We start from the raw sequence: 20,254 nt of genomic DNA, 5'->3' as shown, positions 1-20,254 counted from the left end.
AGCCGGTAAAAAGGCAAAAAATAAGAGAAAATCCGCAGACACCACCTGCGGATTTTTTTGTTTATGACTCAGATTATTTTTTTTATGTTGACTAAACCGTAACTTTGTGTACTCATAACGCAAATTTACTATATGACAGGTTCAAAGAAATTACAGGATATCAAAGTGGCGGTGGATGCGGTGGTTTTCGGGTATTTCGACAGGAAAGACCTTCAGGTGCTCCTGATCCAGCGGAATATTGAGCCTTTCAAGGGTGGATGGGCACTTCCGGGCGGACTGGTTCTGGATGATGAAAACCTGGATGATGCAGTAAAGCGTGAACTTTGCGAAGAAGCCGGCATAAAACCTGATTTTCTGGAACAACTCTATACATTCGGCAATGTAGGCCGCGACCCACGGAACCGGGTGGTTTCCGTAACTTATCTGGGGCTGGTAAACCCGTCTTACCATGAGCTGGCTGCCGATTCCGATGCGGACGATGCCCAATGGTTCGGCATCAACAGTCTTCCGGAACTGGCTTTCGATCATCAGACCATTATCGATACGGCATTGAAAAGACTGAGAACCAAAATCCAGTACCAGCCCATCGGCTTCAATCTTCTGAATGAGGAATTTGCCTTTTCAGAGCTAGAAAACCTTTATAAAACGATTGTCGGACAGGAAATCGACCGACGCAATTTCCGGAAAAAAATCATGAGCTACGGCCTGCTGAATGAAACTGAAAACTTCAAGAAAGAAGGCAGCGGCAGACCCGGTAAAATGTTTACCTTCAACCAGGAAAAATATAAGGAACTGGAAGAGCAGGGATTTTATTTTGAAATAAAATAGTCTGTAATATTAGTTGCACAAATATTAACATCAATTTTCATAATGAATTCTTGTTTTGCTGTTATACATTACACCGCAAAAGAATAAATAACTTATTCGATTTGATTTCAGTCGGTTAATAAAATAAAACATTATAAGTCAGGATTTAATAGAGTTTCTTTTAATAAAGTGACAAACGATTTCATTTGATCATACTTTTGATCGCCATGTTGACAAAACAAACCTCCAGCACCCAACTTCCTTCTTTCAGCCTATCAATCTGATTTCTTCTTTCGAGTTACGTTAAATAATATCATTAATGTTATTTGTGTTTAGAAGCAGTAAATTTTAGTACTGAAAATCAACCAATTAATCATTTTAGCGTAAAATTAACACAAATTAATTTGGCAGATAAAACCATATTCCGTTAAATTTGTGTAAAAATAACGCAATCATGAAATTTACAATAAAATATACTATTGAAAAATTCCAGCATCAGGAAAAACAGGACTTTCTGTTCTTCTGGGGACATACGGCAAAAGAGGAAGTGACTAAAGCCTGTTTCAGCCAGTGGTTTCCTGCTGAGTTCCAGGAAGACGGGATAACTTACAAGACTGCCGAACATTATATGATGGCCGGGAAAGCAAGGTTGTTTAACGATCATGAAGTTTTAGAACAGATCATCCGGTCTGAGACCCCGGATCAGGTGAAAAAACTGGGAAGAAAAGTCAGGAATTTTGATCCGCAGCTTTGGGATGAGCATAAATATGAGATTGTAAAACAGGGAAACCTGCTGAAATTTTCGCAGAATGAACAGCTTAAAGAATTTTTACTATCCACGGAAGACCGGGTTTTGGTAGAAGCCAGTCCATATGACACCATCTGGGGCATCGGAATGCTGGAAACCCATCCCAAGGCCATGAACCCATCGGAATGGAAAGGTGAAAATCTCCTGGGATTTGCTTTGATGGAAGTACGGGACGAACTGAGAAAGTAAAAACACATCAACCAAATACTAATATTATGGAAAAGACAACATTGCATCCGGAGATCTTTCTGATCGAAAATTTTCTGACGAATGAAGAATGTGACCATTATATTGAGCTGGCAAAAGACCAGGTCTTTGAAGAAGCGAAGATCAACATGCAGGGACGGCAGGTCATGAGCAAAGGAATAAGGAACAACGACCGGCTGATGGTTTTTGATAATGAACTGGCTGAAAATCTGTATCAGAGAGCCGTCGGATTTCTCCCTCAAACCCATGGAAGTTATAAAGTTTCAGGTTTTAATGAAATGTTCAGGATCTACAAATATTCGACCGGGCAACGGTTCAAAATGCACCGCGACGGAAGCTATCTCAGGAATGAAAGTGAACAGAGCTTTTACACCTTCTTAATTTACCTGAATGATGATTTCGAAGGCGGGGAAACCGAATTTGAAGGATTATTTACCGTAGCTCCTAAAAAAGGTTCTGCTTTGGTTTTCCATCATCCCTTAAGGCACGAAGGAAAAACGCTGATCAACGGATTAAAGTATGTGCTGAGGACAGACATCATGTATACAAAAGAAAGGTAAACGGATAGAATTAAATTTCCGTATTGCATTAAAAATGAGTTCCGGAATGCAACGGGTAACAATAAAACAGTTTTTAACTAAAATTTACGTTATGGGAAGTACAAGATACGACATGGACGCTCGTTTCGACAGAGCAAGAAAGATGGGGTATGCATCAAAAAGTGCAGGTGAAATTTTCACTCAGAACGCAGAAAGAAGAGCACATGAATCAATGAATCCGAACGGCGTCTTCTTCAGGGAAGCCCGGGATTCATCCGTACACCCGGAATCATTTCCGATTATTTTAGGACTGGATGTTACCGGAAGCATGGGCCATATTCCGTATAACCTGATCCAGGAAGGGCTTCCCAAGCTGATGGGCGGAATTATCCAGGGCGGGATTCCGGATGCCGCACTTCTCTTTATGGGAATCGGGGATCACGAATGCGACCATTATCCGTTGCAGGTCGGGCAGTTTGAATCCGGTGATGAAGAGCTGGACATGTGGCTTACAAGAACCTACATCGAATCCGGTGGCGGTGGAAACGGCGGAGAAAGCTACCTATTAGCCTGGTATTTTGCCGCTTTCCATACCCGGACCGATGCTTTTGAAAAGAGGAACCAGAAAGGGTTGCTGTTTACGGTGGGTGATGAACCCTGCCTGAAAACCCTTCCGGCTTCTGCCATCCGGGAGATTATGGGAACCGGTCAGCAAACCTTTACCCATAAGGAACTTCTGGCTGAGGCAAGAAAGAAATATGAGGTTTACCACATCAATGTGCTTCACTCAGACCAGGCGATGCGGGCCGACCGCGGATGGAAAGATCTGCTGGGAAGAAATTGTGTATCCATCACCGATTACCGGGACGTTCCGTACGTGATCAAGGAAATTGTCTGCAAAACCCGTAAAGCCGGAGAACATACAGAACATGAACAACGGGAAGGATGGAGCGGAATGATTCAAAGGTTTTTAAGATGAAAACGGCAGAAATCGTTATAGGACTGGGATTCGGTGATGAAGGCAAAGGCATCACCACCGATTTTCTGGCAGCCCGGAATCCGGCGGCAGTGGTCATCCGGTTTTCGGGAGGGCAGCAGGCAGCGCACACCGTCATGATCGATGATCGCAAGCACGTGCATTCCAGCTTTGGCAGCGGGGCATTGCGGGGCCTGCCGTCCTATTTTACGGAACATTGCACCATTCATCCTGTTTTTATGTACAATGAATGGAAAGAACTGAAATCCAAAAACGGAAATATCCAACTTCATATCCATCCGCTGGCTAAGGTAACGACACCTTTCGATGTCCTTCACAACAGGAAAGATGTCCGGAATACGGAGCACGGAACCTGCGGAAAAGGAGTCGGCGCTACGATGAAAAGGAATGAAAGCCCTTACCGGCTGTTTGCAGCCGACCTGATCGCACCGAGACCGATGCTGATCGAAAAGCTGAAAGGCATTGCTTTTTATTACGGCTTTTCCGAAGGGGAAGAAATACAGCAGGCACTGGATGATTTCCTTCACACCATTGATGAAATGGACTGGAATATCGAAGGCTACGGTTACCTGCAAACTTTTAACCATCTGATCTTTGAAGGCAGCCAGGGAATCCTGCTGGATATGGACCACGGCGTATTTCCGAATGTGACTTATGCTCATACGACTTCAAAAAATGCCCGTGAAGTATGCCGGCAACTGGGAATCGGTCATATCGAAATGTTCTACGTCACGAGGAGCTACGGCACACGTCACGGAAACGGATGGATGAGCAATGAACGGGAACTTCAGTTACGAAATAATGAAGAGGAAACCTGTACGTTCAATGACTATCAGGGAGCTTTTCGTACCGGAGATCTGGATTATCAGCTGCTGGATTATGCCTTGAAGATAGATGAAGGGTATGGCATTGCCCAACGGAAAAACCTGGTGGTCACCTGCCTGGATCAACTGGACGAGCCTTTTGAACCTCAAAAACTGAACGTCAAGTTTGATGAAATTTGGGGATCTTTTTCTCCTTATTCGAAGGATTTTAAAAAGATTAATGAATAAAGTAAATCAGTAATGAAAAAAATATTTGTATTTGGAAATGGAAATCTCTCATGGGAAAACTTTCACCGGTTTTACATTGAACCATTGAAAGGAACAGCGATTTCCGAATGCGAATTTATCATTGGTGATTTTACCGGAACTGATACTCTGATGATGGAATATCTGAAGGATAAAACCGAAAATGTTACCGTTATTCATATGAAGGATCGTCCTAGATATTTTATTAATACCTTCAGAAACAAGGCTGCAAAGTGGAAGACGATGGGTGGATTTGTTTCCGATACCGATAGGGATGAATTTGGTATTTCAAACTGTACTCATTTTCTGGCTGTTGATTTTAATTCTGATCAAATAAGGAAAAGCGGAACGCTTAAAAACATGGAAAAGTGCCTGAGTCTTGGCAGAATTAAATTATAATATTATGAAATGAAGGAGATCAGATATATAAAAGGCGACGCTACAGATCCGTCAGCTACAGGAAATAAAATCATCGCCCATATCTGTAATGATATTGGAGGCTGGGGGAAAGGCTTTGTTTTAGCTGTTTCCAAAAGATGGAAAAAGCCTGAAGCAGAATACAGAAAATGGTTTAAAAGCGGAGCGCATTTTGAACTTGGCAAAATTCAGATGATTCAGGTGGAAGAAGAGGTATGGGTATGCAACATGATCGGTCAGCATAAAACCGTCACCGGTTCAAAAGGAGTGACCCCGATCAGATACGAAGCGGTTGAAAGCTGCCTTAAAAAACTTGCTGTTGAAGCTTTGTCCTTAAACGCAAGCATCCATATGCCAAGAATCGGCTGTGGCCTCGCAGGAGGAAAATGGGAAGAAATCGAACCGATTATTCAAAGCACATTGCTTAAAAACAATATAGAAGTGTATGTTTACGATCTGTAATAAACCGTAACAATTTTATAAATAAGAATGGGCTTTAGCCCATTTTCAAAAGAAATTATCCAATGGCTTTAGCCGAAACCTAATATGAAATAATCATGAAAACACAAACCTTATACAGACCGGTCGGAGAAAAAGAAATGCTTTTAATCATTGAAAATGGGTACAGGGCATTTCCTACCAGGCTGGAATGGCAGCCGATTTTCTATCCCGTCCTGAATGAAGACTACGCTTCCGAAATTGCCGAAAAATGGAACACCCGCGATGAAGCAGGAAATTATTTAGGATTCGTAACCAGATTTGAAGTGCTTGAGGAAGTGTTCAACAAATATCCTTCCCAGAATGTCGGGGCGAAAAACCATAATGAACTTTGGGTGCCCGCAGAAGAACTGGAAGCATTCAATCAGGCGATCACCGGAACAATTGAAGTCACCCAGGTTTTCGTGGGGAAAAACTTTAAGGAAACGGCGCATGCAGCCATCGAAGATTTATTATTTAACATTAAAAACTTACCATGACCAATAAAGGAATGGCAAAAGATACCTTGGACATCTTAGCCAAAAAATATTATATCAACGGAAACAACGAAAAGATAAGCATTGAAAACGAACTGGAAGTTTCTACCAAAGGAACCGTTCTGTTCTCAGCTGAAGCGCTTGCGGAACTTACGGAAAAAGAAACTCCGGATAAGCGTTTTGAGACCCGGTTTGAGGTTTGGAGATGCAGTTCGCTGAAAGCCATTTTACACTTGGCGGAAGATGAAGACCAGGAAAAAATCATGTGCCTGAATTTTGCCTCGGCTAAAAACCCGGGCGGCGGTTTCATCAACGGAGCCGAAGCGCAGGAAGAAAGCCTGGCGAGAACTTCAGGATTGCATGCAAGTCTTCTCCAGGCATGGGATTATTATAAAAGCCACCGGGAGATGGAATCCTGCTTTTATACCGATATGATGATCTACAGCCCGAAAGTCCCGGTTTTCCGGAAAGACAAAGGAGAATTGCTTCCGAAGCCGGTTTTTTGTAATTTTATTACCTCTCCGGCAGTGAACGCAGGCGTGGTCAAGCGTCAGGAGCCGGAAAGAGCCGGTGAAATTTTCGGAGCCATGGATGTCAGAACGGACAAGATGCTGGCGCTGGCATTACACCAGGGAAATGAAACCCTGATTTTAGGAGCCTGGGGATGCGGTGTTTTTAAAAACGATCCGGAAGAAATAGCCGAACTGTTTAAAAAACATCTTCAGGGAAAATATAAAAACAAATTTAAAAGAGTGGTCTTTGCGATTCTGTCGAAAAAAGAGGAAATGATCAGGCCGTTCGAGGAAATATTATGAAACTCAAATTAAAAAAATATAAAGAACAACTACAGGATTGGCCAAGGGAAGGGCATCACCTCATGGCGCAATATGATGATGAAAAAATTATCGTCTACCAGTCCTACCGGAAGGAAATCGGTGAATTTGCCGTCAGAAACCAGTATTTCGGAGGACCTTTCAGCCTGGAAAGGATGACCTGGATCAAGCCGAATTTCCTCTGGATGATGTACCGGAATGGCTGGGGAACGAAAGAAGGACAAGAATATGTGCTGGCCATCCACCTGAAGATGGATGCTTTCAGAAGGTACCTGGAAAACGCCGTCTATTCTTCCTACAATGACCGGTTGGGAATCTCCAGGGAAGAATGGCAGAATGAGGTAAAAGCATCCTCCGCAAGGCTGCAATGGGATCCCGATCATGATCCTTTCGGGTCAAAGCAGGAAAGAAGGGCGATCCAGATCGGATTGAGGAATGACTTGATCAGATCGTTTGCTAAAGAGGATTTAATTTTAATTGAAAATATTTCGGAATTCGTGAAAGAACAGCACCGGTTTGTTTTGAACGATAATCTGGATCAGCTGATGCTGCCTGAAGAAAAACCATTGCTGTTTGATGATGAGGGTCTGAATAAAAAATTAAGGCTTATCTAATGAAAAATAAACTTTTGCTTGCTTCGAAATCACTGACGGGAATATCCATTGGCGATGCTTTTGGCGAATGTTTTTTTGGCGAGGAAAGCTTTGTGAAAAGCCATATTCAGCAAAGGATCATTCCCGGAACTGCTCTGGATTTTACCGATGACACGATCATGGCCATAGCCGTCTTCAGATCGCTGGAGAAATTCGGGAAAATCGATCAGGATTTTTTAGCGGAAGAGTTTACAAAAAACTATCATCTGGACATCAACCGTGGGTACGGCCCTTCCATGCACCGGTATTTCAGAGAGGTGAAGAGCGGTGAGCGCTGGAAAGAAGTTTCCTATGCCAAATTTGAAGGACAGGGTTCCATGGGAAACGGCGGAGCTATGAGAGCTGCCGTCATCGGGGCTTATTTTTATGATGATTTTACAGGGCTTAAAGAAAATGCAGAACGGTCGTGTGAAGTAACTCACGCCAACCGGGAAGCGATGGAAGGCACAAAAGCCATTGCCCTGGCTGCCGCCTTTGCGGTCCGGGAAAAGTTGGGTATGGAAATGTTTGACCGGCAAAATTTTATCCGAAACATTCAGTACGAATTAAGTGATTCCGACTTGAAAAGTAAGCTGAACAAATGCTTATATTTAGACGGAAATCCCAGTACGGAACTATTGGTGAAAACATTGGGCAACGGAACCGGGATGATAGCCCAGGATACGGTGCCGCTGGTTATCTGGATGCTTTCCCGGTACAGGCACGATCTTGAAGAATGCCTGTGGAATACCGTTTCCGCATTGGGCGACCGGGACACAACCTGTGCCATGGCCGGAGGCGTAAGCATTCTGTGCTGTGACGAGAATACCGTTCCGGACTGGATAACCCCAATTGAAAACTGGAAAAAAAGCAGATTTTATGAACATTGAACTCATCAAAGGCGACATCACCAAAATACAGGCCGACGCTATCGTGAATGCAGCCAATTCCTCATTGTTGGGCGGCGGCGGGGTAGACGGGGCTATTCACCGGGCAGGCGGAAAGCAGATCCTGGAAGAATGCATCGAAATCAGGAACAGGCAGGGGAAATGCAGTACCGGGGAAGCGGTGGTAACTACAGCAGGGAACCTTCCTGCGCAATACGTGATCCATACCGTCGGGCCGGTCTGGAACGGAGATGAGCAGAAATGCGCAGTGCTGTTGGAGAACTGTTATAAAAATTCACTGAAGCTGGCCGAAAGCCTTGGCTTAAAAACCATCGCTTTTCCCAACATCAGCACTGGAGTCTACCGTTTTCCAAAAGAAGCCGCAGGAAAAATTGCCGTGGAAACCGTGAAGAATTTCAGATCAGACACCATCGAAAAAATTATTTTCGTCTGTTTTGATGATGAAAATGAAGCGATTTATAAAGAATTATTGGAGAACAATAATAAAATATAAGAGCTTGTTAAATTTAGGGTTGATTTTTTACCATTCTGTAATTAAGATATTTTAGCTTAAAATTAATTTGCTGAGCACTGTCTTATTTATTAAAATTGATCTAGAAGTTTCACATCAGTAAAAGTTAAGAATAAACAAAATTTATTTAAGTTCAGAAAATTAAGATTAAAAATTATAACGTAAAATTTCTGAGTTAAATTGAAACAGGTTCTAAGTTTTATGTTCCTTGCTGAGTGAAACGCCTTTGCGAACCTTTAAGCAGTTAGTTTACAAAAATTCTTTGCGAACTCTGCGTTAAATTTAAATAATAAAAACCAATGAAAAAATTAACCATATTAACCGGCGCCGGAATTAGCGCCGAAAGCGGAATAAAAACCTTCAGAGACGGGGACGGGCTCTGGGAAAACCATAGCATCACCGATGTGGCCAGTCCGGAAGGATGGCGGCGAGACCCGGCACTGGTCCTGGAATTTTATAACCAGAGACGACGCCAGCTTCATGAAGTGGAACCGAACGAGGCCCACCGGCTGCTGGCGGAACTGGAAAAATATTTCGAGGTTCAGATCATCACCCAGAACATCGATGACCTGCACGAAAGAGCCGGATCCGCCAACATCCTGCATCTCCACGGCGAGCTCTTCAAATCCTGTTCAAGCAACAATAAGAATCTGATGTATGAACATAAAAACGACATCAACATCGGCGACAAGGCAGAAGACGGATCCCAGCTGAGACCTTTTATCGTATGGTTCGGGGAAGCTGTTCCTTTGATGGAGGAAGCCACCCAAATGGCAAAAGAAGCCGATATTTTCCTGGTGATCGGAACCTCTCTGCAGGTTTACCCGGCAGCCGGACTGCTTCACGATATCAAAGATGATTGTCTTCTTATTGTGATCAATCCCAACGAAACGAACTTCGGCTACGGACAGCGAGCAGTGGTAATGAAGGAATCCGCCACCCAGGGAATGAAGCTGTTGTTTGATAAACTGATCAGTCTTGCCTGATGGAAAATGCTGTAAAAGCCGGAATTTTCGGAGTATGTGTGGGTGATGCATTGGGAGTGCCGGTGGAATTTAAGAGTAGGGAAACCCTGAAAAGTTTTCCTATTACCGATATGCAGGAATTCGGTTCGTGGAACCAGCCCAAAGGAACCTGGAGTGATGACAGCTCATTGACCTTATGTCTTGCCGAAAGTTTAACAAAAGGCTACAATTTGGAAAAGATCGGCGAAAGCTTTGTAAAATGGGTAAAATACGGACACTGGGCAGCACATGGAAGGCTTTTCGATATCGGTGGAACGACCAGGCATTCCATCGCACGGCTCATCAAAGGGGAAAGTGCGCGGTTTTCAGGGAATATTTTTGAAGAAGATAACGGAAACGGTTCTCTGATGAGAATCCTCCCATTGGCTTTTTATCTTAAAGGGGAAGAAAACATCGAAAGTTTATACCGGACGGTGAAGGAGGTTTCATCCATTACCCACGGGCATTTCCGCTCTGTTTTTGCCTGCTTTGTCTATGTGGTTTTTGCGGTTGAACTCATCAAAGGAAAAAATAAAGAAGAAGCTTATGCCTATACCAAAAAAATAGTTTTGGAATTTGCAGAAGGCCAGGGTTTTAACCCTAAGGAAATACAGCTTTTTGCTCGGATTCTAAAAAGCGATATTTCGCAATATCCTGAAGATGAAATCAGTTCCGGCGGCTATGTCCTTCATAGCCTGGAAGCTTCCTTATGGTGTCTCCTGAACTCCGAAAGTTATGCCGAAGCAGTTTTAAAAGCTGTGAATCTGGGAGAAGATACCGATACTACCGGAGCGATTACCGGCGGACTGGCCGGGATTTATTATGGCTTTGAAGCGATTCCTGAAGAGTGGGTTGAGGTATTGGCGAGGAAGGAGGATATCAAAGAGCTTTGTGAAAAGTTAAATAATCGGCTACAATGAGAAATACAGTTACGTTTTATATTCTGCTGACATTAAAAGATCTGCAGTTTCTTGCTGAAAACAGCTTTACAAAACTGCCTTTCAACGAAATACCTTTTGCTTTTAAAAAGGAAGAAATAATCCAATTTGCAGAAAAAGTAAAGGGTGCTACACATAGGATTTTTATTACGGCAAAAGCAGAATGCAATACGGATCGTTTTAATGACTATAAAATTTCTTTCCTGGATGAAAGTCTGACTGAATCTAAGAGATTTTCACAGGTAACGACTGAAAGGATTAATTATTCTTTATTGGATAAAGTTAAATTGGATGATGTATTCGGAAAAAATATTGAGGAGACTAACCATTCAGAAATAAAAACAATTATTGAGGATGAAATGTATTTTTCCGAACGCAGAATGGAAATCTTTCTTGAGACCGATTCCAGAGAAATCATCCTGCCTGATTTTTTCAAAGAAGATGCGGAAGAGAAACAGGAACCCGGAGACTTTAGCGATGAAGAAGTACGGCAACAGATTGAAAAAACACTTGCAGAAGAAGAAATTTCTTTAAAGAAAATAAAGAATAAAACGAGAACACTGAATACGGTTGAAGAAGCCGTAGATTATTTGATAAGAGAAGATTTAAGCCCAAAAGCGATCGGTCAGATAAAAGATATCTCTTATGCAGCAAGGCTTGACAGTTTAAAAGGTGATTTTGGATTTCATTTTGGATTTGGAATGTATCTTCGGAACATTTTTTTTCATGGAAATAATAATCAGGAGCTTTATAAAGATCTGGAAAAATATCAGCCTCATGTTCTCTTTAATCATGGAGAATTTGGAGAAGGAATTATCTATGATGCGCTTTGGAGGAAATTAAACAATTGCAAAACGACAAAAGAAAACAATAAAAGCATACATGAAATCCGGGAGCAGTTAAAGACCGAGACCGATGCCGATTCTTTCTGGATTTTAGATATTAAAATTAGGATGCTTTCATACAACTTCAGCAATGAAGAAATTGAGAAATACCTTGATCTGGAAAGTAAATCAGATCATGACAAGGATAATTTTTATGAATATTATTATCAGCAGAAAGCCGTTTTGGCAAAACTAAATGATGAAGAAAGGAAAACTTTCGAAACATTAAAACAGGATTATTTTAATGTAAGAAAAATAATGGATAAACTAACAAATACACGATGAACGAACCACATAAAAAAAGAATCAGCAAATTTCTGAGCCTGGTTCTGAGACACAAACCTGAAGTGATCAATCTGACCCTGGATGAAAACGGCTGGGCTGCGGTGGATGAGCTGATGGAAAAATGCGAAAAGCATGAAAGAAGCTTTACGCTGGAGGAATTGACCGAAATGGTGGAAACCAACGATAAAAAACGGTTTATTTTCAACGAAGACAAAACCAGGATCAGGGCGAATCAGGGACATTCAATTAGCATTGATTTAGCCTTAAAGCCGCAACAGCCGCCGGAATTCCTCTATCACGGAACGGCAGAAGCAAACATTCCTTCCATCCTGGAAAACGGGATTGAGAAACGGAGCCGGCAGCACGTACATTTAAGCCAGAACCGGGATACCGCCACCAAAGTCGGGATGCGCCATGGAAAACCGGTGATTTTAACCGTAGAAACCGCAAAAATGCATGAAGCCGGAATCCCGTTCTATCTTTCCGAAAACAACGTCTGGCTGACAGATTTTGTGGGTGCCAAATACATACGGAATGACCACTGAAGAATTCGATGAAGCAGTAAAAAACTTTTGTCCTGAAAAAGATCATTTAGAAGAGAAAGTCAATGAACTTTTTGCCAAAGGTGCTCGAACAATAAACATTCTGTATTTTATTATTCAGAATAGAAACTGCCTATTGACAGAAGCTATGGAAATTGTTGAGTATTGCCCGAATTACCACAAAAGATTTAAATGAAAAGAACATTAGCCATAGGCGATATCCACGGAGGCTTTAAAGCCCTGGAACAGGTTTTGGACAAAGCGCGGGTGACAGACGATGACACCTTAATTTTCCTGGGCGATTACGTCGACGGATGGAGCGAATCTTCCCAGGTAATCCGGTTTTTAATCGGACTTTCCGGGAGACAGGAATGCATCTTCATCAAAGGCAACCATGATGCCTGGTGTGAAGACTGGCTCTCTTTCGGGAAAAGTGAAGACGTCTGGTTATTCAATGGAGGAAAAAGTACAGTTGACAGCTATTCCGGTTATGGTTTGGATGAAATGGAAATGCATCTGGCATTTTTTCAGCGGATGAAAAACTATCACATTGATGCGGAAAACCGGCTGTTTATCCATGCCGGATATTCTTCCATGCACGGCCCTGAAAAAGAAATGTATTCCAGCAATTACCGCTGGGACCGCACGCTTTGGGAAACGGCCGTAGCGATGGATCGAAAATTGTCCAAAAACTCCGAACTCTATCCTAAAAGACTGCTTCTGTACAATGAAATCTTCATCGGCCATACGCCGACTTTACATCTCGGCAGCAAAGAACCGATCAATAAAGCCAACATCTGGAACCTTGACACGGGAGCTGCCTTTACCGGATCTTTAACCATCATGGATATCGATACCAAAGCATTCTGGCAGAGCGATCCGCTTCCGTCTTTATATCCTGATGAAAAGGGAAGAAATAAAGATCAGATCAAACCTGTGAAATAATCCTTTAAAAAGCATTTGAAAATATATTTTTTGGGTATATCCGACCAATAATCAATGCTTAATCGCAATTCCCCTCCGCCGGAGGGGTGGCTCCGGCCAAAGCCGGAGACGGGGTGGTCAATAGCACTTTCTAAGTCATTCAGCTAATTTGATAGTAAGACCTTTGACAAGGTTACTAAAAAACATCCTGTTTCCCCTTCCGGCTCAACCTATTTCCCAAAACTTTAAGTACTTTTGAAACCTCAAATATCCATCAATGAAACTGAACGCGCTTCTATTCCTTTTAACTTCCTCTTTCTTATTTTCTCAAAACAATTTCAAAACCCCTTTTGAGAAAGGCAATGGCAACCGGACGGTAACGTATGATGAAATGAATGCCTGGTACCGGGATCTGGCGAAAAATTTCAATACCATCCAATACCTGCAAAAAGGAGAGGATGATAACGGGAAACCCATCTATGTGGTACTCTACAACCCGTTTCCGGAAAAAGAAGTAGCCCGGCTCAGAAAAGACAAAGCGGTCCTCTTCGTCAACAACGGGATCCATCCCGGCGAACCGGACGGAATTGATGCCACCATGATGCTGATGCGGGATCTGGCTACCGGGAAAATAAGGAAGCCTCAGAACTTTATCGTAGCGGCTATTTCGGCCTATAACGTCAGCGGGATGATGAACAGAGATCCGTTTTCCAGAGCGAACCAGAATGGGCCCGAGGCTTACGGTTTCAGGGGAAATGCACGGAATTTTGACCTGAACAGGGATTTCATCAAAGCCGATACGAAAAATGCCCGGAGCTTTCAGGAAATCTACCAGTGGCTGAAGCCGGATGTCTTCATTGATAACCACGTGAGCAACGGAGCCGATTACCAATACACCTTTACCTATATTTCAACATTCAAGGAACGGTTGGGAAATGTACTCGGGAATTATTTTTATACGACCTATCAGGCTAAAAACCTGAAAGATTTAAAGAAAATAGGTTACGAAAGCACACCGTATGTCAATATTCACGGGGATGTTCCGGACATCGGGTTTGCTGCTTTTGAAGATTCGCCACGATATTCCACCGGATATGCTTCATTGTTCAATGCCCTGTCGACAATGCCGGAAACCCACATGCTGAAACCTTATGATAAAAGAGTAGATGTCACCTATCAATATATGCTGGTGAACCTGCAGAACCTGGATAAAGAATATGAGAAAATAAAGCAGCTGAGAACCGAAAACCTGAAGCAGTACCAGGCCGGAAAACCTTACGGTATCCGTTGGAAAATCGATTCCACGAAATACACGACCATGGATTTTAAAGGCTATGAAGGAAAATACAGGCCGAGCGAAATCTCCGGGAAACCAAGGCTGTATTACGACCGGAACAAACCGTTTACAAAAAATATAAAGCTGTTTACAACGGCTATTCCTACAGGGTTTATTACCATTCCGAAATATTACGTCGTTCCGCAGGCGCAGTACCGGGTGATTGAAGAGCTCAGAAGAAACGGGATCCAAATGACACCGATCCGAAAAGACAGCAGCATGGCGGTAGAATCCTATAGAATCAATGATTTCAAGACCGCAAAAAATCCTTACGAAGGGCATTATCCGCATTTTGAAACAACGGTTGACAGATCAAACAGAAATATCCTGTTTTCAGCAGGAGATTATCTGGTACCGACCGGTCAGGAAGGCGTAAAATACCTTATCGAAACCCTGGAACCGGAAGCGCTGGATTCGTTCTTCAACTGGAATTTCTTCGACGGGATTTTAGCCCAGAAGGAATATTATTCTGCCTATATCTTTGAGGACACGGCTGCAGAACTGCTGAGAAAGGATAAAACTTTGAAAAAGAAATTCGAAACCAAAAAAGCGTCGGACCCGAAGTTTGCGGAAGATGGTACTGTCCAGCTCGACTGGATTTACAGGAACTCGCCTTATTTTGAGGAAAAAACATTCCGCCAGTATCCGGTGTATAGAATATTATAACGGCTGATTTTGCATCTTGTTGCTTGGTAATCAGGTTTAAACTTTAATCTTCAGGACTAAAGTTGTGGAGACTTATATAAATACTCCATAAGAAATGTCCCCGCTATATCGGAAAGCAGGGACATAGCTTTGAAGTTAATAAGACAGAAGGTCTGGTTATCATCCTGCTTACCGTCACGGCAACGAATGATCATCCTGAACAGCGGTTCCGTTTTACCGGAAAACAGCTGTGCCCAATATAATAATCAGAACCTGAATGTTCACTGCCTGGAAAAGTCCGTGATCTGGCTGTTCCTGAAAATACAGGAATGTCTATCTGCCGGTAATGCGGATGGTTTTATAGAATAAAGTTACCCGGAACATGGAAGAGCTGTTTCTCAACATTCAGCCATAATCAGGTATCGGATTTTATCCAAATACTTACCGAGCGGGCATTAACTTTAAAAACCGCTTTTCCGTTTTCATCCGCCGTCACCTCATCGTTCCTGTGGCTGAGGAAATCTGTAAATTTAGCATGAGCATATGCTTTTCCCATTTCAATTTCTTTACTTCCTTCGCCGCTGTTTGAAATAATCGTGATACATCCTGAATGCTCTTTATGACCTTTTCTAACCCATGCAATACAGTCGGGATCATCGAAATACCGGATCTGCTCACCGTGAGCGAACTGATGCCTTGCTGTCAGTAAAGCGGGAAGAATTTCAACTTTAGGCATGATGATCTTAATTTCTTTGCCGTCTTTGGTGTCTGTATATTCCGTTCCGAAAAGATCGGGATAAAAAACACATGGATAAGCATCTTCCGAAAGCAGGATAATGGCATAGGCTAACGGTTTGAACCAGTCTTTTACGGTCGATTCAAGGGCCTGAAGCTGCTGGGTGTCGTGGTTTTCCACAAAGGAAACCGAGAATAAGGGCTTTCTTTCCAAAAGGCTTCCCGTTAAAATCTGGCTGAGGTCATAATCGCTGCCTTCTTCCGACGCTTTGAAAAAATTATAATGCAACGGTGCGTCAAAACAGGAAATCAGCTCATCCATCTTGTCGGAGAAGATCCCTATTTTTTCTGCATCATCCTTCCAATATTCCCCCAGGATATAGCAGTCGGGATTTACCTCTGTTTTGATGTAGGTGATCCATTCTTTCAGAAAATCCGAGGAAAGATGCTTAAGGGCATCGAGCCGGAATCCGTCAACTTTGGTAGTTTCAAAATACCAGCGGATCCAGTTTTTCATTTCCTGGATGACGTGAGGATTCCGGTATTCTACATCGGCACCCATCAAGTAATCATAGTTTCCCAGCTGATGGCTTACGTCATCCGTCCACTCTGTACCGTATTCGTTGTGGATTTTAAAGATTCCGGTGATTTTCTCCCCATTTTTCCGTGCGATGTCAATCCCGCTGAAACACCGGTAATCCCAGATGAAATCCGAATATTTGCCGTTTCTCGCCGGAAACGTGAAGCGGGTACCTGCAGAAACTTCCATGGGCTCCGAAATCACCTTGTTACGGTCTTCTTCATCCACCTGATGAACGGTAATAAGCTCATCCTCATCGCCTCCCATCCTATGGTTGAGTACAATATCGGCATAGACTGAAATTCCGGCTTCATGGGCCTTTTCGATGGCGTTCAGATATTCTTCCCGGGTGCCGTATCTGGTAGGAATTCCGCCTTTCTGGTCAAACTCGCCAAGATCATACAGGTCATACAGGTCATATCCGCGTCCTTCTATACCCAGGTCGCCTTTGTTTGCAGGGGGAAGCCAGGCGGCCGTGAAGCCGAGTTCCTTTAAAAGGGCTGCCCGGTCAGCAAATTCATTCCATAAATCCCCGGGATGGTACCAGTGGAAATATTGTATCATAACTCCGTTCATCATACTATCCGTTTACAATTGATCCTCCGTTCGGATGCAGTACCTGCCCGGTCATCTGCGCAGCGGCATCGCTTGCTAAAAATAAAAAACATGAAGCAATTTCTTCCGGGGAAGCGTTGCGCTCCAGGGATGGTTTACTGTAATCGTCCTCTTCATCCCCGAATGTTCTTTCCGTAAGCGGCGTCGCCACAGGCCCGGGAGCTATAGCATTTACGCGGATCCCTTTGGATTTTGCCTGTAAAGCAAGCGATCGTGTAAAGGAAACAATAGCCCCTTTCGTTGCCGAATAATCCACCAGCTCCTCATGTCCGAGATAAGCGACAGCCGATGTCGTATTAATAATCGAACTGCCCTGTTTCAGATGGGGAAATACGGCTTTCGTCAGCAGGATCATTCCGATGATATTGGAGTTAAAGGTTTTTCTTACGTTTTCTTCCTCGAGATCCGTAATACTTTCCGTTGGAAACTGGGTTCCGGCATTGTTGATCAGAATATCGATTCCCCCGAATTCCGAAACGGTTTTTGCTACGGCCTCTTTACAGAATTCCGTATCGTTGATATCTCCGTCAAAGCACAAAGCTTTTCTGCCTAAAGCCGTAATTTCATTTTTTGTGGCTTCTGCATCTTCCGTGTCATGGTAATGAATAAAGGAAATGTGAGCGCCTTCCCGGGCAAACAGTAAAGCCGTAGCTTTTCCTATGCCCGTAGCAGCTCCCGTAATGAACACATTTTTGTCCTTTAGCTGTAGGTTTTCCATAGATAATATTTTGTGGTGTTGATAATGGTTTCTTAGTGCTTGTTTGATGTAATTATTGGATATTTAATTTTTTAATGCGTTAATAAAGCTAAAATCCAAAATAAGAAGATGGTTAATCAGTACTTTAAATACTGCTGAAAAAACTTCCGGCATTCAGGCGCTCTTCCTGATAATCTGACTTAGTTTAAGATTCCTCTTCTTTTCCTTTTTCTTCCTTCCGGATCTGCTGGTTTTCTATTTCCACTTTAAGGCATTCCAGCATAAACTCGCTGTAGCAAAGCTGGGCGCTGATGGAGTCTTTTCTGGAATTCAGATCCATTTTCCGGGAGAGGACAACCTCGCCTTTATAAGCAAATGAGAAATAAGCAAAGAGTTTAAAATCCGATTCCTCAACCGGGGTAGCATAGCCGGTGATGGCCATTCCCCAGTCGGTACCGAATGATTTTGCAACATTTAAGGCCATGGTATCCGAAATATTCTGTGAAACACAGTTGCAGGCTTCTGCTTCCTCTTCGTCGATATTCAGAAACTTCACTTTTTCTTCCAGCGTGTAAACCGTCATTCCGCCTTTAAAAATTTTTGAAGCATCCTTGACCTGTGAAAAGGAGAACTGTAAAAACCCTGCAGTAACACTTTCTGCGGTAGCAACGGTTTCCTCGGATGCGTGCAGATAGTTTCCGATGCACTCTAATAAATCTTTCTGGATGTTCATAATCAATATATTTGGTTAAAAATTCAGGAAATGCCCTTTATACGCGATTTCCGGATCATATTCAGTCAGTGCTGATCTGATATTTCAAAAAAATCCTTTCCGACAGATATAGGCGGATGTTTCAGTTTATTAATGAAATTCAACGGATTTACGCCTTCAGGACCGTTTGATATTTTCATCCGGTGAATGGTTTTCTCGTGTATCCCGATAAGTCTGTTCAATTTGATCTGAATAGCCTTTGGATCTTTATTCTGTGTTTTCTGAAGAAAAAAAACCGATATGAGAGTAACGGGAATAACGATGGTATTTATGACCGACTGCCCTATCTCCGAAAACCTGAATGTTAGGCATATTGAAGCCCAGCTTACGATCGGGATAATCCCGCCGGTAAAAGTCCGGGCATTTACCGCAAAGTAAGTCGCCCAATCGGCAGACCTGTCAGAGAAATTCTTTTTCATATTCATAATGCTTCATTCTTCCATGACATATCAGGCGGAAGGTTTTGTGAATCAGTAACCCGAATTTCGTGATTAATACCGGGAAAAATTATGATTACGATCAAGATAGGGAATTTACATGGCTTATTGTGATTATGCTCATAACAATTTCCGATAGCGGGTGCTAAATTTGTAAGAACACCAAAACGAAGAGATTATGAAGCCGAAGCAGATTCCAGGAGTTCCTATTCAGAAGAAGGGCGGATTCCATGACAGTGAAAGTACCAGACCGTGTACCGATTCAGATGCAGATTTAAAATTTGATATTCTGAAACAGCGTTTTTTTTCCATCAATCAATGGAAGTCGTATGCCGGAGGCGCATCGGCGGATTTCAGGCATTTCGATTCTTCGGGAAAACCGGCAGACCGGATGCCTAAAAAAGGAGATTTTATAAGAATAGAAATCCCCGGCCCCGGAAACAGTGAAGGTAAAGGGTACGACTGGGTGGAAATCGTAAATCTGTCCCATCGGGATACCGGCACTGCTAAATCGTACCTGATGATATGCAGACCCTGCAAAGAGCCTAATAAGCTGAAGGGAAATATTGTTCATTTTTACAGCTCTGCTGCAACATCGAACATTATGATTTCAAAAGAGGGCAATACACTAAAAGTAGGCGTTTACGGCAGAAATGAAACTCCGAATTTCAATACCGGATTTTTAAATAAAATAAGAAATTTATTCATCGGTACAGGCGGAATGTTCGGATTCAGTAAAATCCACTGGAAAAGCCTTGCCGAAGGATTGATTACATTTTAAGACTTATTAATTTTTCAGACCCATTTACTTTTCTTTAACTCCTCAGTTTTGAGGGGTTTTTTATTAAAATATCATCTGGTTGAAGAAATAATAATAAGGAATGGCTATGATATTAATCATAAAATAGGGTGATGTATAACAATACCTTTGGATTAATACAATCACCAAATTTAATATTATGAAATCACTATGCACTGGCAGCAAGTCTTGTTGTAAGTTGTACAAAGCAGCAGCAGAACCAGCTTCAACCACCCATTCAGATGATGTCAACACAGGAGACAGTATAGTTTACGCTTGATACCGGGGATTAAAAACAGCAGACAACACAGTTTCTTACACCATTAAAAACGTTTTCACATCGATGGAAACATAGAAG

At 42.6% G+C, this 20,254-nt stretch carries 25 protein-coding genes; 21 read left to right on the top strand and 4 right to left on the bottom strand.

Annotated elements, in window-relative coordinates; translation table 11 throughout:
* Positions 1 to 132: 132 nt before the first annotated feature.
* The 20 genes from FY557_RS03705 (at position 133) to FY557_RS20025 (ending at position 15,630) form a co-directional block, all read left to right on the top strand.
* Positions 133 to 828 carry an NUDIX hydrolase gene (locus FY557_RS03705; protein WP_149245942.1) on the top strand — a complete coding sequence of 232 codons (696 nt, stop codon included), beginning with the start codon at positions 133 to 135 and terminating at the stop codon, positions 826 to 828.
* A 433-nt stretch (positions 829 to 1,261) separates the two neighbouring features.
* Positions 1,262 to 1,804, top strand: a complete 543-nt coding sequence (locus FY557_RS03700) for an NADAR family protein (RefSeq protein WP_149245941.1) — start codon at positions 1,262 to 1,264, stop codon at positions 1,802 to 1,804.
* 26 nt (positions 1,805 to 1,830) lie between these two features.
* Entirely contained in the window at positions 1,831 to 2,382 is a 552-nt protein-coding gene (locus FY557_RS03695) for a 2OG-Fe(II) oxygenase (RefSeq protein ID WP_149245940.1), read from the top strand.
* Between the two features lie 91 nt (positions 2,383 to 2,473).
* Positions 2,474 to 3,340, top strand: coding sequence for a hypothetical protein (locus FY557_RS03690; protein WP_228451693.1), 867 nt, complete (start codon positions 2,474 to 2,476; stop codon positions 3,338 to 3,340).
* Positions 3,337 to 4,410, top strand: a complete 1,074-nt coding sequence (locus FY557_RS03685; RefSeq protein WP_149245939.1) for an adenylosuccinate synthetase — start codon at positions 3,337 to 3,339, stop codon at positions 4,408 to 4,410. Before FY557_RS03690 ends, FY557_RS03685 begins: the two co-directional genes overlap by 4 nt.
* Before the next feature lie 12 nt (positions 4,411 to 4,422).
* On the top strand, positions 4,423 to 4,827 hold the full coding sequence (locus tag FY557_RS03680; RefSeq protein ID WP_149245938.1) for a hypothetical protein: 405 nt from the start codon (positions 4,423 to 4,425) through the stop codon (positions 4,825 to 4,827).
* 9 nt (positions 4,828 to 4,836) lie between these two features.
* On the top strand, positions 4,837 to 5,307 hold the full coding sequence (locus tag FY557_RS03675; protein WP_149245937.1) for a macro domain-containing protein: 471 nt from the start codon (positions 4,837 to 4,839) through the stop codon (positions 5,305 to 5,307).
* Positions 5,308 to 5,402: 95 nt separating this feature from the next.
* Positions 5,403 to 5,822: an ADP-ribosylation/crystallin J1 gene (locus tag FY557_RS03670; protein WP_149245936.1), complete on the top strand. Its 420-nt coding sequence runs from the start codon at positions 5,403 to 5,405 to the stop codon at positions 5,820 to 5,822.
* Positions 5,819 to 6,634: a TIGR02452 family protein gene (locus FY557_RS03665; RefSeq protein ID WP_149245935.1), complete on the top strand. Its 816-nt coding sequence runs from the start codon at positions 5,819 to 5,821 to the stop codon at positions 6,632 to 6,634. Before FY557_RS03670 ends, FY557_RS03665 begins: the two co-directional genes overlap by 4 nt.
* Positions 6,631 to 7,266 (top strand): DUF4291 domain-containing protein, encoded by a 636-nt coding sequence (locus FY557_RS03660; RefSeq protein ID WP_149245934.1) that lies wholly within the window; start codon positions 6,631 to 6,633, stop codon positions 7,264 to 7,266. Before FY557_RS03665 ends, FY557_RS03660 begins: the two co-directional genes overlap by 4 nt.
* Entirely contained in the window at positions 7,266 to 8,174 is a 909-nt protein-coding gene (locus tag FY557_RS03655) for an ADP-ribosylglycohydrolase family protein (protein WP_149245933.1), read from the top strand. The genes FY557_RS03660 and FY557_RS03655 overlap by 1 nt, the downstream gene beginning before the upstream one ends.
* Positions 8,164 to 8,685, top strand: coding sequence for an O-acetyl-ADP-ribose deacetylase (locus tag FY557_RS03650; RefSeq protein WP_149245932.1), 522 nt, complete (start codon positions 8,164 to 8,166; stop codon positions 8,683 to 8,685). The genes FY557_RS03655 and FY557_RS03650 overlap by 11 nt, the downstream gene beginning before the upstream one ends.
* 317 nt (positions 8,686 to 9,002) lie before the next feature.
* A complete protein-coding gene (locus FY557_RS03645; protein ID WP_149245931.1) occupies positions 9,003 to 9,689 on the top strand; it encodes an SIR2 family NAD-dependent protein deacylase in 687 nt (228 codons plus the stop codon).
* The gene (locus tag FY557_RS03640) at positions 9,689 to 10,627 is read left to right on the top strand and encodes an ADP-ribosylglycohydrolase family protein (RefSeq protein ID WP_149245930.1); all 939 of its coding nucleotides are present in this window, start codon (positions 9,689 to 9,691) and stop codon (positions 10,625 to 10,627) included. Before FY557_RS03645 ends, FY557_RS03640 begins: the two co-directional genes overlap by 1 nt.
* On the top strand, positions 10,624 to 11,814 hold the full coding sequence (locus tag FY557_RS03635) for a hypothetical protein (protein ID WP_149245929.1): 1,191 nt from the start codon (positions 10,624 to 10,626) through the stop codon (positions 11,812 to 11,814). Before FY557_RS03640 ends, FY557_RS03635 begins: the two co-directional genes overlap by 4 nt.
* Complete coding sequence (locus FY557_RS03630) at positions 11,811 to 12,359, top strand: RNA 2'-phosphotransferase (RefSeq protein WP_149245928.1); 549 nt, start codon at positions 11,811 to 11,813, stop codon at positions 12,357 to 12,359. The genes FY557_RS03635 and FY557_RS03630 overlap by 4 nt, the downstream gene beginning before the upstream one ends.
* On the top strand, positions 12,349 to 12,552 hold the full coding sequence (locus tag FY557_RS03625; protein ID WP_149245927.1) for a hypothetical protein: 204 nt from the start codon (positions 12,349 to 12,351) through the stop codon (positions 12,550 to 12,552). The genes FY557_RS03630 and FY557_RS03625 overlap by 11 nt, the downstream gene beginning before the upstream one ends.
* Entirely contained in the window at positions 12,549 to 13,301 is a 753-nt protein-coding gene (locus FY557_RS03620) for a metallophosphoesterase (RefSeq protein ID WP_149245926.1), read from the top strand. The genes FY557_RS03625 and FY557_RS03620 overlap by 4 nt, the downstream gene beginning before the upstream one ends.
* Positions 13,302 to 13,557: 256 nt before the next feature.
* Entirely contained in the window at positions 13,558 to 15,282 is a 1,725-nt protein-coding gene (locus FY557_RS03615) for a hypothetical protein (RefSeq protein ID WP_149245925.1), read from the top strand.
* A gap of 186 nt (positions 15,283 to 15,468) precedes the next feature.
* The gene (locus tag FY557_RS20025; protein WP_185151643.1) at positions 15,469 to 15,630 is read left to right on the top strand and encodes a hypothetical protein; all 162 of its coding nucleotides are present in this window, start codon (positions 15,469 to 15,471) and stop codon (positions 15,628 to 15,630) included.
* Between the two features lie 46 nt (positions 15,631 to 15,676).
* On the opposite strand, the gene FY557_RS03610 is transcribed toward FY557_RS20025, so the two are convergent.
* The 4 genes from FY557_RS03610 to FY557_RS03595 form a co-directional block, all read right to left on the bottom strand.
* Positions 15,677 to 17,155, bottom strand: a complete 1,479-nt coding sequence (locus tag FY557_RS03610; protein ID WP_228451692.1) for an alpha-amylase — start codon at positions 17,153 to 17,155, stop codon at positions 15,677 to 15,679.
* 1 nt (position 17,156) lies between these two features.
* Entirely contained in the window at positions 17,157 to 17,909 is a 753-nt protein-coding gene (locus FY557_RS03605) for an SDR family oxidoreductase (RefSeq protein WP_149245924.1), read from the bottom strand.
* 184 nt (positions 17,910 to 18,093) lie between these two features.
* Positions 18,094 to 18,621 carry a CinA family protein gene (locus FY557_RS03600; protein WP_149245923.1) on the bottom strand — a complete coding sequence of 176 codons (528 nt, stop codon included), beginning with the start codon at positions 18,619 to 18,621 and terminating at the stop codon, positions 18,094 to 18,096.
* Positions 18,622 to 18,686: 65 nt separating this feature from the next.
* The gene (locus FY557_RS03595) at positions 18,687 to 19,079 is read right to left on the bottom strand and encodes a low affinity iron permease family protein (RefSeq protein ID WP_185151642.1); all 393 of its coding nucleotides are present in this window, start codon (positions 19,077 to 19,079) and stop codon (positions 18,687 to 18,689) included.
* A gap of 196 nt (positions 19,080 to 19,275) precedes the next feature.
* Between FY557_RS03595 and FY557_RS03590 the strand changes: the two genes are divergently transcribed.
* Entirely contained in the window at positions 19,276 to 19,878 is a 603-nt protein-coding gene (locus FY557_RS03590) for a hypothetical protein (RefSeq protein WP_149245921.1), read from the top strand.
* Positions 19,879 to 20,254: the final 376 nt, after the last annotated feature.

Source organism: Chryseobacterium sp. SN22 (assembly GCF_008329705.1).
In the GTDB taxonomy this organism is placed as follows: Bacteria; Bacteroidota; Bacteroidia; order Flavobacteriales; family Weeksellaceae; genus Chryseobacterium.
The sequence above is the reverse complement of the archived record's forward strand: the minus strand, read 5'-3'. Positions and strand labels throughout refer to the sequence as shown.